This window comes from Flavobacterium sp., assembly GCF_020217025.1.
GTDB lineage: Bacteria > Bacteroidota > Bacteroidia > Flavobacteriales > Flavobacteriaceae > Flavobacterium.
In genome coordinates, this window is sequence record NZ_JAIWOF010000220.1 from 1 (window position 1) to 14482 (window position 14482).

The window sequence follows — 14482 nt, forward strand, 5'->3', positions numbered from 1 at the left end:
TACCTGTAAGAGCAGAAGCCAGCGACCGAAGCGAACAAGTTTCGCAATTGCTCTTTGGCGAACACTTTAAAATTATTGAAATGACTGCCAAATGGGTGCAGGTGGAATTGGCATATGATAACTACATCGGTTGGATTGACTCGAAACAATTTCAAGCTATTTCAGAAGAACAATATCAAATTCTTAACAACACTCCAATTGTTTTGAATGCTGATTTGGTAGAATATATTACCACTCCAAACAATCAATTAACTTCAATTACATTGGGCGCTTCTCTATCATTTTTAGATATTGAAGAAATTAATACTAATAAATATAGTTTTGAAGGTATTAAAGTGTGTGGTGAAAAACCAAAATCAGATTTAGTTAAAACTGCTTTCATGTATTTGAATGCTCCTTATTTATGGGGTGGAAAAACACCTTTTGGAATTGATTGTTCAGGATTTACTCAAATGGTGTATAAATTAAATGGTCATAAACTTTTACGAGATGCTTCGCAACAAGCTACGCAAGGTGAGGCTTTAAGTTTTATCGAAGAAAGTGAACCAGGAGATTTAGCCTTTTTTGATAACGAAGAAGGAAACATTATTCACGTAGGAATTATGATGGAGAACAACTACATCATTCACGCTTCAGGAAAAGTACGAATTGACAGACTAGACCACTTAGGAATTTATAATGCAGAAGTCAATAGACACACACACAAACTAAGAGTTATTAAAAAAGTAATATAAAAAAAGTCCCGATTAAATCGGGACTTTTTGTTTTAGTTGATAGCTTTTGCTTTTTCAGGTTGTCCTACTATTTCGTAAGTCATTTTTAAAATACTCTTTGTATTTTCATCTTTCGGATTAATTGAATATGCTTTTTCAAAATGAGGCAAAGCGTTTAAAAATAATTCTTTTCGTTTCGCCGTTAACTCATTATACTTTTTTACATCCTTAACACTAGCATTAATTTGATCTACAAGTTTAGAATCTTCTGCTAAAGCTAAATATCCAATATTAAAATGTAATGAAGCATTATTAGGATCTAATTTCACAACTTCTTTAATTAAACTTTCATAAGTTACTAAATCATTGGTTTGATAATACAAAGTAGCTTCATTAATAAGCAACTCCACATTTTTAGGAGCAAAAACTTTAGCTTCTTTGTATACTTGTTTTGCTTTATCAAAATCTTTATTTTCAGCAAGTATAGTTGCTAGTGTTTTATAAACCTCTGGTTTTTTTGCACTCATTTTCTCATCTCTAGGTTTTTCATGAGTTCCTAAAGCAATCATGTTCTTTCTAGTTTCTAAATTTGGTGCTTGTTCTTCTTGTTTGGATGCTTTATTAATAGCGTAATAAATAACACCGTTATTTAAATAATCACTATTTTTAAATTCTTCATAATATTTTTGAGCCAAAACATAATCTTGAGATTGTAATGCTAAAATTGCAGCGTTTTCTAAACTTGAACCATCTGTTTTATCTAACTTATATATAAAATAAAACATGTTTGCTGATTCCTTAAATTTAGATACTTCGTTTAATTTATAAGCACTCTCTAACAACATTGGTTTCAACCATGAAAGAGTTTCATTAATATCATCTGTGTAGATTTTTTTACCAACCTTTTTTTCATAATCCAAAGTGGTTGTTACTGCATTAGAAAATGCTTCTAAACGCTCTGGATTTATAACTTTCATTTTTTCAATTGGAGAAGCATTTTCATTTAAAGATTGCATTTCAATCAATAAAAGCATTCCTTTATAAAAATTTGAATACACTTTATCTGATTCCTCAACAGATTTACTTTCTAAAGTAGTTAACGTGTTTTTGTATAATTGAATATCATCTGACGAAGGTTTATCTTTAGCATAAATCTTCTTTAAAACTTTCAGCTCCTCTTTTTGAGCAAATGTGGCAAGTGACAATAAAAGTGTTGCGCTTAATACTAGTTTTTTCATTATTTTAAAATCTGGGTTAAACAAAAGCCCAAAATAAATTTGGGCTCTTTCTATTTATTCTTGTGTTTCTGTTTCTGATGAATCAATATCTGTGCCATTTTCAGCATCAGAAATATTTTCATTTTCATCCAATTCTACTTCTTCATCTTCACGAAGTACTTTAGTAACTGCCGCGATTGAATCATTTCCTTTGATGTTAATTAATCGAACTCCTTGAGTAGCTCTTCCCATTACACGTAAATCAGAAATTTTCATTCTAATGGTTAATCCTGATTTGTTGATAATCATTAAATCATCTTCATCAGTAACGTCATTGATAGAAATTAACTGACCTGTTTTTTCGGTAATGTTAAGTGTTTTAACTCCTTTTCCACCTCGATTTGTGATTCTGTACACATCTTCTCCGTCTTCGTCAACCAACTTAGTACGTTTTCCGTAACCATTTTCAGTAACTACTAAAAGTTGAGAATCGTTTACATGATCTTTATCGATAGAAACCAATCCAATTACTTCATCTTTTTCGTCGGCTAATGTAATTCCTCTTACTCCAGAAGCCGTTCTTCCCATCGGACGTGTTTTCTCTTCTTCAAAACGAACTAACTTACCTGATTTCACAGCAATTAAAACTTGACTGTTTCCAGTAGTTAATTTTGCCCCAATTAATTCATCATCTTCTTTGATGGTGATGGCATTAATTCCATTTTGACGTGGACGAGAATATTGCTCAAGCGGCGTTTTCTTAACTTGACCTTGTTTCGTAGCCATAATTACATAATGACTATTGATGTAATCTTGGTCTTTTAAATCTTGCGTACAGATGAATGCTTTTACTTTATCATCTTGCTCAATATTAATTAAGTTTTGGATGGCGCGACCTTTACTTGTTTTTGTTCCTTCTGGAATTTCGTAAACACGCATCCAATAACACTTACCTTTTTGAGTAAAGAACATTAAATACTGGTGATTAGTTGCCACAAATAAATGCTCTAAGAAATCTTGATCTCTTGTTCCAGCCGATTTTTGTCCAACTCCTCCTCTATTTTGTGTTTTGTATTCTGATAAAGAGGTACGCTTGATATAACCTGCATGAGAAATTGTGATTACAACACTTTCATCAGCAATTAAATCTTCAATACTAACATCGCCACCAGAGTATTCAATTTGGGAACGACGTTCATCTCCGTATTTATCTCTAATCTCAACTAACTCATCTTTAATAACTTGCATTCTCATTTCTTTACTTGCAAGTAATTCTTTTAAATACGCGATCAATTTCATGATTTCTTCGTATTCAGCACGTAATTTATCTTGTTCAAGACCTGTTAATTGTCTTAAACGCATTTCTACAATAGCACGCGCTTGAATCTCAGATAATTTGAAACGCTCAATTAATTTCGCTCTAGCTTCATCACCATCTTTAGAAGCTCTAATAATTTTAATTACTTCATCAATATTATCAGATGCAATAATTAAACCTTCTAAAATATGTGCTCTTTCTTCCGCTTTTCTTAAATCATATTGTGCTCTACGAACTACAACATCATGACGGTGTTCAACAAAATGATAAATCAAATCTTTAAGATTTAACATTTGCGGACGACCTTTCACCAATGCAATGTTATTTACACTGAATGAAGATTGTAATTGGGTATATTTATAAAGTGTATTTAAAACTACGTTTGGAACGGCATCACGTTTTAATTCATAAACCACACGCATTCCATTTCTATCCGATTCATCACGAATATTGGAAATCCCTTCAATTTTTTTATCGTTAACTAAATCGGCTGTTTTCTTAATCATTTCAGCTTTGTTAACCTGATAAGGAATCTCGGTAACAATGATAGCTTCTCTACCATTTACTTCTTCAAAACCAACTTTTGCACGCATTACAATACGTCCTCTACCCGTTTTGAAAGCCTCTCTTACTCCTTCGTAACCATAGATAATTCCTCCAGTAGGAAAATCTGGCGCTTTAATATAATTGATTAATTCATCAATTTCAATGTCATTATTGTCAATGTAAGCTAATGTTCCATCAATAACTTCAGTTAAGTTGTGAGGCGCCATATTTGTTGCCATACCAACCGCAATACCAGAAGCACCATTAATCAATAAAGTTGGAACTTTTGTTGGCATAACTGTTGGTTCTTGCAACGTATCATCAAAGTTCAATTGGAAATCAACTGTTTCTTTGTCAATATCTGCCAACATTTCTTCCGAAATCTTTTTCATTCTAGCCTCAGTATAACGCATTGCTGCAGGACTATCACCATCGACAGAACCAAAGTTACCTTGACCATCAACCATTAAGTAACGTAAGCTCCATTCTTGAGCCATACGCACCATTGCATCATATACAGAGGTATCACCGTGTGGGTGATATTTACCTAAAACTTCTCCAACAATCCTTGCCGACTTTTTGTGGGCTCTGTTCGAAAGAACTCCTAATTCGTACATACCAAATAAAACTCTTCGGTGCACAGGCTTTAAACCATCTCTAACATCAGGAAGTGCACGTGACACAATAACAGACATCGAATAATCGATGTAAGCTGATTTCATTTCTTCCTCAATGTTAATAGGAATTAACTTTTCTCCTTCTGACATAAGTATTTATATTAAAATTATATATTAGTACTAAAACGTGCCAATATACGGCTTTTTGAACTTTTAGCACAAATTTTAAAACACTTATTTCGACTATTTATTAACAATTTTGTTTACAAATTGCTTATAATTCACTTGAAAGAAACTTTCATTTTTAAAATATTTTTTGTCATTTAGCCTAACTGTACTTTTATAAGGTATGATTTTTGCATTTCCTTATAGAATTTTGTACTTTTACTTATATTACAAATGCTATGGACGATAATTTTTCACCACGAGTTAAAGACGTAATTACCTACAGTAAAGAAGAAGCTTTACGATTAGGTCACGACTTTATTGGTACCGAACATTTAATGCTAGGGATACTTCGAGATGGCAATGGAAAAGCTATTAATATCTTGAATAATTTGGCTGTAGACTTAACTCACTTAAGAAAAAAAGTAGAGATTTTAAGCCCAGCTAACCCGAATGGTATACAAAATCTTGAAAAACAAAATCTTCACTTAACACGCCAAGCAGAACGTGCCTTGAAGACTACTTTTCTAGAAGCAAAACTATTCAATAATTCGGAGATTAGTACCGCTCACCTATTGCTATGTATTTTACGCAATGAAAACGACCCAACAACCAAGTTGTTGAACAAAATAAAAATTGATTACGAAACCGTTAAAGAACAGTATACAGCCATGATGACAAACGAAGACGATTATTTAGAAAACTTGCCAAAAGCAGAGTCGTTTAATGACGATTCCGGACAAGATGACAGTTTAAAGGAAAGCTCATTTAACAATCCTTCATCAGGAAGTAAAACCAATAAAAAATCAAAAACTCCTGTTTTGGATAACTTTGGGCGCGATTTAACTGAAATGGCTGAAGAAGGTAAATTAGATCCTGTTGTAGGACGCGAAAAAGAAATTGAACGTGTTTCGCAAATCTTAAGTCGAAGAAAGAAAAACAACCCACTTTTAATTGGAGAGCCTGGAGTTGGAAAATCAGCAATTGCTGAAGGTCTAGCTTTACGAATTATAAAGAAAAAAGTATCTCGTAATTTATTCAACAAACGTGTAGTTACACTTGATTTAGCAAGTTTAGTAGCCGGAACGAAATACCGCGGACAATTCGAAGAACGAATGAAAGCCGTAATGAATGAATTAGAGAAAAACGACGATATCATCTTATTCATTGACGAAATTCACACTATTGTTGGTGCGGGTGGTGCAACTGGTTCATTAGATGCTTCTAACATGTTTAAACCCGCGTTAGCTAGAGGTGAAATTCAATGTGTGGGCGCTACAACATTAGACGAATACCGTCAGTATATTGAGAAAGATGGCGCTTTAGAAAGACGTTTCCAAAAAGTAATTGTTGAACCAACATCGGTTGAAGAAACGATCACGATTTTGAATAATATCAAACCTAAATACGAAGATCATCACAACGTAATTTACACGCCTGAAGCTATTGAAGCTTGTGTGAAATTAACTAATCGCTACATGACTGATCGTTTTCTTCCAGACAAAGCTATTGATGCTTTAGACGAAGCAGGTTCTCGTGTACATATCATCAATATTGATGTTCCAAAGCAAATTTTGGAATTAGAAAAGAAATTAGAAGAAGTTCGTGAACTAAAAAATACGGTTGTTAAAAAACAGAAATACGAAGAAGCTGCTAAACTTCGTGATGATGAAAAACGCATCGAAAAAGATTTAGCAATCGCGCAAGAACAATGGGAAGAAGATTCTAAAAACAACAAAGTAACCGTTACAGAAGATAACGTTGCAGATGTAGTTTCTATGATGACTGGAATTCCTGTAAATCGTATTGCTCAAACTGAAAGTAATAAATTAGCTCACTTACCAGAACTAATTAAAGGTAAGGTAATTGGACAAGACGAAGCAGTATTAAAAATTGCAAAATCTATCCAAAGAAATCGTGCTGGTTTAAAAGATCCAAACAAGCCAATTGGTTCGTTTATTTTCTTAGGTCAAACCGGAGTTGGTAAAACGCAATTAGCGAAAGTTATTGCAAAAGAATTATTCGATTCTGAAGATGCATTGGTTCGTATTGACATGAGTGAATACATGGAAAAATTTGCGATTTCTCGTTTAGTTGGAGCGCCTCCAGGATATGTTGGATATGAAGAAGGTGGTCAATTAACGGAAAAAGTGAGAAGAAAGCCATACTGCGTGGTACTTTTAGACGAGATTGAAAAAGCACATCCAGATGTTTTCAATATGATGCTTCAAGTTTTAGATGACGGTCATTTAACCGATAGTTTAGGTCGTAAAATCGATTTTAGAAATACGATTATCATCATGACTTCTAACGTTGGTGCACGCCAATTGAAAGATTTTGGAACTGGAGTTGGATTTGGTACAGCTTCAAAACAAGCACAAACCGAAGAACATTCAAAAGGAATTATCGAAAATGCCTTGAAAAAAGCATTCGCTCCAGAATTCTTGAATCGTATTGATGATGTAATTGTGTTCAATGCATTAGAAAAACATGATATTGATAAAATTATCGATATTGAAATGGATAAATTGTATTTAAGAGTCAAAGAATTAGGATACACTTTAAAACTTTCTGAAGCTGCGAAAGATTATATTGCTGAAAAAGGTTTCGATAAACAATTTGGTGCACGACCTTTAAAAAGAGCGATTCAAAAATATGTTGAAGATGCGCTTGCCGAAGAAATCATCACACACAAAATACATGAAGGTGACCAAATTTTTATGGATTTAGATGAAACCGCACAAGAACTCAAAATAGAAATTAAAAAACTAGAAGAACCAAGCTCTTAAGCTTGGTTTTTTTTTATGTATCGAAATGATAATTGTATTAAAAAAAATACTACATTAGTTCTAAATTACAATTTCATTTATGCAAGACAAAGTTATCGTAGGTAGCGAAGAATGGTGTTCCTTCCCTGCTTTAGGAATTCCAACTATCAAAGCTCGTGTTGATTCTGGTGCAAAAACATCGGCATTACACGCCATCAATATTGTTACGTTTGAAAAAGACAGTGAGAGTTGGGTTAAATTTGATATTAATCCTATCCAAAATAATGCAAAAGCAGTAATTCACTGTGAAGCACCATTAATTGACAAAAGAGTCGTTAAAAGCTCAAGTGGCTTTAGAGAACAACGTTATGTAATCAAAACCAAACTTGAAATTGGTGGCAAAACTTGGGAAATCGAAGTTACTTTAACCAATCGCGATTCGATGGGTTTCAGAATGTTATTAGGTCGTGAAGCGATGTCAGGTCGTGTTTTAGTCGATCCTGAAAAACGTTATTTATTGGGACAACCTACAACCGAAAAACTTAAAGAATATTATTACGCAGCAAGCGAAAATAAAAAAGGATTAAAAATTGGTTTATTAGCCAGTAATCCTGAATTATACAGCAACAAACGTATTTTAGAAGCAGGCGAATTAAGAGGTCATGAAATGCATTTCTTAAATTTGAAATACTGCTACATGAAATTAGATGCCACAAAACCTGAAATTCATTACCGTGGCGGAAAAGTTTTGAACGATTTTGATGCTGTAATTCCTAGAATTCGCCCTAGTATGACGTATTATGGTTGTGCTTTAACGCGTCAGTTTGAAGCTTTAAAAGTATTTGCTTTAAACAATGCTTCTGCTATTACACAATCGAGAGATAAATTATTTTCATTACAATTGTTATTAAACAACGGAGTTGACATTCCAACCACAGGATTTGCAAACTCACCTTTAGATACCGATGATTTGATTAAAATGGTGGGAGGTTCTCCTTTAATCGTAAAATTATTAGAAGGAACACAAGGAAAAGGTGTCGTTTTGGCAGAAACCAAAAAAGCTGCTGAATCGGTTATCAATGCTTTCAAGAGCTTAAATGCCAATATCTTAGTACAAGAATTTATCAAAGAAGCTAATGGTAAAGATTTGAGACTTTTTGTTGTAGACGGAAAAGTAGTAGCTGCCATGCAACGTGAAGCAGCTCCCGGAGAATTCAGAGCTAATATTCACATGGGCGGAACTGCTTCTGTGGTAAAAATTACTTCTGATGAAAAGAAAATTGCCATTAAAGCTGCTAAAGCTATGAACTTAAAAGTGGCTGGAGTTGACATTATTCGTTCTTCAAAAGGTCCGTTATTGTTAGAAGTGAATTCATCTCCTGGCTTAGAAGGAATTGAAGGCGCTACTCAAAAAGACATTGCAGGCGAAATGATTAAAGCGATTGAGAAAAACTTTAAGTGGAAATAGTATGAAAAAGCAATATACAATACCGTTGTCTTTGTTTCTTTTAGGAATGGCAATAACAATAATTGGCGCATTATTTAAAATTATGCATTGGCCTGGAGCTGGAATTACTCTTACGATTGGAATGCTGACAGAAGCAATTGCAATCATCACGTTAATTGTAGTTTTACTTAAAAATACGAAATGAATCCGTATATCGACATCACATTAAGAAGTGTTGCTGTTTATTTTTTCATGATAATTGCTTTGCGAATATTTGGAAAAAAAGAGCTTTCTCAACTTAATACGGCTGATGTTATTCTGATTTTATTAATTAGTAATTCCGTACAAAATGCAATGGTTGGCGCTAATACTTCTTTGTATGGAGGAATTATTGCTGCTTTTTCACTTTTCTTAATCAATTCTGTTTTTAAGAAAGTGATGCTAAAATCCAAATTCATTAAAGAATTAGTTCAAGACAAACCCGAAGTTTTAATACACAACGGAAAGATTGAATTTAAAACCCTTGCTCGATTGGGAATTACATCAGAAGAACTTGAAGAAGCCATGCGTGAACACGGAATTGAATATTATAAAGATGTAAAATTAGCCATGTTTGAAATCGATGGTAATATCAGTATTATTTCAGGAAATGAAAATCTAAAACAAACCCATCACAAAAGAAAAATTCATAAAACATTAGGCGAACTAAATAATTAATATGAATAAAAACCGATTAGAAGCCTTTAGTGATGGCGTTTTAGCTATTATAATTACCATCATGGTTTTGGAATTTAAAGTTCCGAATGATACAACATTTGAAGCTGTAATTAAATTATCACATAAATTTCTGAGTTACATTTTAAGTTTTATTTATGTCGGAATCTATTGGAACAACCATCATCACATGATGCATACCGTAAAAAGAGTGAATGGTAAAATTCTTTGGGCTAATTTGCATTTACTGTTTTGGTTGTCTTTAATTCCATTTACAACGGCTTGGATTGGAGAACATCATTTTAATTCATTTCCAATGATGTTGTATGGTTTGGTTTTGTTAATGAACGCGATTGCTTACTTTATTTTACAGAAAATAATTTTAATCGACCACGGAAAAGACTCCGTATTAGCCAAAGCTATTGGTAAAGATTATAAAGGCAAATTATCGGTAGTTCTATATTTAATTGCTGTAGTTTTGACCAAATATTATGTCGAAATTTCTGGAGCGATTTACATTTTAGTAGCTTTAATTTGGTTAATTCCAGACAAACGAATCGAACGAGTTTTTAACGAAAACGAATAAATTATGCACATCATCAGCAAAATACTTATTATCATCATAGCACTACTCCACTTGTATTTTCTATGGTTAGAAATGTTTGCTTGGACAACAGCTGCAAAAAAAGTATTCCGAACCATTCCCGAAGATTTATTCGAAAAAACAAAAGTTTTAGCAGCCAATCAAGGTTTGTATAATGGATTTTTATCCGCTGGATTGCTTTGGTCTTTAGCCATAAGCGATGAAATTTGGAGCAAAAATATTGCTCTCTTTTTTCTTTGTTGTGTTACTGTTGCTGGAATTTTTGGAGCTTATTCTGCTTCTAAGAAAATATTTTACGTGCAGGCGCTTCCTGCAATTATAACTATTATTACCATTCTATTTTTATAAAAAAAGCTCAAGATTTTCTTGAGCTTTTTTATTTTATATATTTTGATTATTAATCTTCCATTTCAATTTGAAAACTATTCAAAAACGAAACTGATTTTTCAATATCGTAATGTAAAATTCGATCTTCTGAAACAAACGGAACATCCTCTCTATATGACTTTACGAAACTTTCGATAAACTCACTTGATTGTAGTGGTCTTCTGAATTCTAAAGCTTGCGAACCGTTTAACAATTCGATAGCCAAAATACGTTCTACGTTTTCAACAATACGTAAGGTTTTAGTAGCTGCGTTAGCTCCCATACTCACGTGATCTTCTTGTCCGTTTGAAGAAACAATACTATCAATACTTGATGGTGTTGCTAATTGTTTATTTTGACTTGCGATACTTGCCGCTGTGTATTGTGGAATCATGAAACCTGAATTCAATCCTGGGTCGTTTACCAAAAACGCTGGTAAATTTCTTAATCCAGAAATCAATTGGTAGGTTCTTCTTTCAGAAATACTTCCTAATTCTGACAACGCAATTCCTAAGAAATCTAAAGCTAAAGCTAAAGGTTGTCCGTGGAAATTTCCTCCTGAAATAATCAAATCTTCTCCAACAAAAATATTTGGATTATCGGTAACCGAGTTGATTTCAGTACGGAACACTTTCTTCACATAATCAATCGTATCTTTCGAAGCTCCATGTACTTGTGGAATACAACGGAAAGAATATGGGTCTTGCACATGAACTTTAGGTTGCGCAATGATTTCACTATCTTCTAACAAATCACGCATTCTTTCCGCAGTTTGTACTTGACCTTTGTGTGGGCGAACTAAATGAATCAAATCGGTAAATGGTTCGATTCTTCCATCAAATCCTTCTAATGAAACTGCTCCTATTACATCTGCTAAATACGAAATTTTCTCAGCTTTAATCAAACAGTAAACTCCGTAAGCACTCATGAATTGTGTTCCGTTCAATAACGCCAATCCTTCTTTCGATTGTAAAACGATTGGTTCCCAACCAAATTTTGCTAATACTTTTGAAGCTGGCTGTCTGAAACCATCAACATAAACTTCACCTTCTCCTAACAATGGCAACGATAAATGCGCTAACGGAGCTAAATCTCCCGAAGCACCCAACGAACCTTGTGTATAAATTACAGGTAAAACATCATTATTATAAAAATCAATCAAACGTTGCACCGTTACCAACTGAACACCTGAATGTCCATAACTTAACGATTGGATTTTCAATAACAACATGATTTTTACAATTTCATGAGGTACTTCCTCCCCTGTTCCGCAAGCGTGCGATTTTACTAAATTCTCTTGAAGTTTTGATAAATTTTCATTCGAAATCTTCACATTACACAAAGAACCAAATCCAGTGTTAATTCCGTAAATTGGATCAGAGTTCGATTTCATTTTATCGTCTAAGTATTTTCTACATTTCTCAATGTTTACGATAGCTTCCTCTGATAATGCCAACTGTTTTCCTTGAAAAACAATCTCGTTAATCATGTCAATCGACAATAAATCTGAACTTATATAATGTGTAGTTTCCATTTGGTTAATTTTAAAAGTCCAAAATTCTGCAAACAATTGTTAAAATGCAAGATTTATCAGCATTATTAACAAAAAATAAATAGTTCTCAAATTTTAAGGCAAATCTGGGTGCATTTTTAAGAATTTTCAATAAATTAGCGCATTCAAAAAATACAACATCAAATCATGAAAAATACAGCGTTAACGCACATTCACGAAAGTTTAGGAGCTAAAATGGTTCCGTTTGCTGGATACAATATGCCAGTACAATATGAAGGAGTAAATGCAGAACACGAAACCGTTAGAAATGGCGTGGGTGTTTTTGATGTTTCTCACATGGGAGAATTTTTCTTAAAAGGAGAAAATGCGTTGGCTTTAATTCAGAAAGTAACTTCAAATGATGCTTCTAAATTAGTAGATGGAAAAGCGCAATATTCGTGTTTACCAAATAACGAAGGCGGAATTGTTGACGATTTAATCGTTTATAAAGTTGCTGATAATCACTATATGTTGGTGGTGAATGCTTCTAATATTGAAAAAGATTGGAATTGGATTTCTTCGCACAATGATTTAGGTGTGGACATGCAAAACCTTTCGGATGACTATTCTTTATTGGCGATTCAAGGACCAAAAGCGGCAGAAGCGATGCAATCTTTAACTTCTATTGATTTATCAAATATGGGATATTACACATTCCAAATTGGTGATTTCGCAGGAAAAAGCGATGTAATTGTTTCGGCTACAGGGTATACGGGTTCGGGAGGATTTGAAATTTATTTCAAAAACGAAGATGCAGAATACATTTGGAACAAAGTTTTTGAAGCGGGTGCAGCTTTCGGAATCAAACCAATTGGATTAGCAGCTCGTGATACGTTACGTTTAGAAATGGGATTCTGTTTGTACGGAAACGATATCAACGATACGACTTCGCCATTAGAAGCAGGTTTAGGTTGGATTACCAAATTCGATAAAGAATTCACAAATTCTGAAAACTTGAAAAAAGAAAAAGAAGCAGGTGTTTCTCGTAAATTAGTTGGTTTCGAAATGATCGAAAGAGGAATTCCTCGTCACGATTACGAAATTGCAGATGCAAATGGAAATGTAGTTGGAATTGTAACTTCTGGAACACAATCACCTTCTATGGGAATTGCAATTGGAATGGGATATGTTCCAACGGCTTTAGCTACACCAGATTCTGAAATTTATATTAGAATTAGAAATAAAGATATTAAAGCGAAAGTGGTTAAAATGCCATTTTACAAAAAGTAATCAAGAACAAGGGCAAGTACAAATTTGAAAATTGAAATTGACCTTGAATTTGACCTTGAAATTATTATTTTTGCATCGAAATTTTGAAAAACGAATTAAGAATATTGAAATTATATAGAAATGGGAAGAGCGTTTGAATTTAGAAAAGCCCGTAAAATGAAACGTTGGTCAGCAATGGCTAAAACGTTTACACGTATAGGAAAAGATATTGTAATGGCCGTTAAAGAAGGCGGACCAAATCCTGAAACTAACTCACGTTTAAGAGCGGTAATTCAGAATGCGAAGGCTGCGAATATGCCTAAAGATAACGTAGAACGCGCTATTAAAAAAGCATCGGATAAAGACACAGCTAACTTTAAAGAAGTGTTGTTTGAAGGTTATGCACCTCACGGAATTGCGATTTTAATTGAAACGGCTACGGATAACAACAACAGAACAGTTGCCAACATTAGAAGTTACTTTAACAAATGCAACGGAACGTTTGGAACACAAGGTTCGGTAGAATTTATGTTTGATCATACTTGTAATTTTAGAATTCCAGCAGAAGGACAAGATGTGGAAGAATTAGAATTAGAAATGATTGACTTTGGTGTAGAAGAAATCTTTGCAGACGAAGACGGTATTTTAATGTACGCTCCTTTTGAAAGCTTTGGTGCTATTCAAAAAGAATTAGAATCAAGAGGTATTGAAATTTTATCTTCTGGATTTGAAAGAATACCACAAATAACAAAAGAATTAACACCAGACCAAGTAGCTGATGTTGAAAAACTATTAGAAAAAATTGAAGAAGACGATGACGTAATGAACGTATATCACACCATGCAAGAAAGCGCTGAGTAATTCTTTTTCTATCTTATATCCTAAATCCTCACAAGAAATTGTGAGGATTTTTTTTTTAAGGATTTTCAAAACAAATACATTATATTATGTAATAGTTTTAGATTCTTGGTTTTCTAACAAAAATGTAGTATTTTAAAAATTATTTCTAACAATTATAAATTAATTAAAATAATTTAGTAGCACAACCTGTTACTCACTCCTTCCAAAACAGAAGCTCAAAAACCAAAAAAAGTAAGTTATTTTTCAAAAAATCTAGTAAGCACTAAAAAAAATTGAAATTTTAACAAAATGTACAGAAAAACTACAGCAACGCATTCAAAAAAGTTTCTTTTGTTTGTTGAAAATTTTAAAACAAACAAATATGAAACACAAACTCAAGAAAATT

The 14482-nt window shown here is 33.2% G+C and carries 12 protein-coding genes; 9 read left to right on the forward strand and 3 right to left on the reverse strand.

Features of this window, described 5'->3' with window-relative positions:
- Positions 1-734 (forward strand): C40 family peptidase (locus LDL23_RS11490; protein WP_291265829.1); only part of this gene is annotated, 734 nt, incomplete at its 5' end.
- 32 nt (positions 735-766) lie between these two features.
- On the opposite strand, the gene LDL23_RS11495 is transcribed toward LDL23_RS11490, so the two are convergent.
- Both LDL23_RS11495 and gyrA read right to left on the reverse strand, forming a co-directional pair.
- Complete coding sequence (locus tag LDL23_RS11495) at positions 767-1951, reverse strand: hypothetical protein (protein WP_291265830.1); 1185 nt, start codon at positions 1949-1951, stop codon at positions 767-769.
- A 54-nt stretch (positions 1952-2005) separates the two neighbouring features.
- Entirely contained in the window at positions 2006-4561 is a 2556-nt protein-coding gene (gene gyrA, locus LDL23_RS11500; protein ID WP_291265831.1) for a DNA gyrase subunit A, read from the reverse strand.
- A 254-nt stretch (positions 4562-4815) separates the two neighbouring features.
- Here gyrA and LDL23_RS11505 point away from each other — a divergent pair, with 254 nt between their 5' ends.
- The 6 genes from LDL23_RS11505 (at position 4816) to LDL23_RS11530 (ending at position 10457) form a co-directional block, all read left to right on the forward strand.
- Positions 4816-7365 (forward strand): ATP-dependent Clp protease ATP-binding subunit, encoded by a 2550-nt coding sequence (locus tag LDL23_RS11505; RefSeq protein ID WP_291265832.1) that lies wholly within the window; start codon positions 4816-4818, stop codon positions 7363-7365.
- A 79-nt stretch (positions 7366-7444) separates the two neighbouring features.
- Positions 7445-8812 (forward strand): 30S ribosomal protein S6--L-glutamate ligase, encoded by a 1368-nt coding sequence (gene rimK, locus LDL23_RS11510; protein ID WP_291265833.1) that lies wholly within the window; start codon positions 7445-7447, stop codon positions 8810-8812.
- 1 nt (position 8813) lies between these two features.
- Positions 8814-8996, forward strand: coding sequence for a hypothetical protein (locus LDL23_RS11515; protein WP_291265834.1), 183 nt, complete (start codon positions 8814-8816; stop codon positions 8994-8996).
- A complete protein-coding gene (locus LDL23_RS11520) occupies positions 8993-9508 on the forward strand; it encodes a DUF421 domain-containing protein (protein WP_026725769.1) in 516 nt (171 codons plus the stop codon). The genes LDL23_RS11515 and LDL23_RS11520 overlap by 4 nt, the downstream gene beginning before the upstream one ends.
- 1 nt (position 9509) lies before the next feature.
- The gene (locus tag LDL23_RS11525; protein WP_291265835.1) at positions 9510-10091 is read left to right on the forward strand and encodes a TMEM175 family protein; all 582 of its coding nucleotides are present in this window, start codon (positions 9510-9512) and stop codon (positions 10089-10091) included.
- 3 nt (positions 10092-10094) lie between these two features.
- Positions 10095-10457 carry a DUF1304 domain-containing protein gene (locus tag LDL23_RS11530; protein ID WP_291265836.1) on the forward strand — a complete coding sequence of 121 codons (363 nt, stop codon included), beginning with the start codon at positions 10095-10097 and terminating at the stop codon, positions 10455-10457.
- Between the two features lie 49 nt (positions 10458-10506).
- On the opposite strand, the gene hutH is transcribed toward LDL23_RS11530, so the two are convergent.
- On the reverse strand, positions 10507-12009 hold the full coding sequence (gene hutH / locus LDL23_RS11535) for a histidine ammonia-lyase (protein WP_291265837.1): 1503 nt from the start codon (positions 12007-12009) through the stop codon (positions 10507-10509).
- A 165-nt stretch (positions 12010-12174) separates the two neighbouring features.
- Here hutH and gcvT point away from each other — a divergent pair, with 165 nt between their 5' ends.
- Both gcvT and LDL23_RS11545 read left to right on the forward strand, forming a co-directional pair.
- Positions 12175-13257: a glycine cleavage system aminomethyltransferase GcvT gene (gcvT, locus tag LDL23_RS11540; RefSeq protein WP_291265838.1), complete on the forward strand. Its 1083-nt coding sequence runs from the start codon at positions 12175-12177 to the stop codon at positions 13255-13257.
- 120 nt (positions 13258-13377) lie between these two features.
- On the forward strand, positions 13378-14097 hold the full coding sequence (locus LDL23_RS11545) for a YebC/PmpR family DNA-binding transcriptional regulator (protein ID WP_073583608.1): 720 nt from the start codon (positions 13378-13380) through the stop codon (positions 14095-14097).
- The last annotated feature ends 385 nt before the right edge of the window (positions 14098-14482 follow it).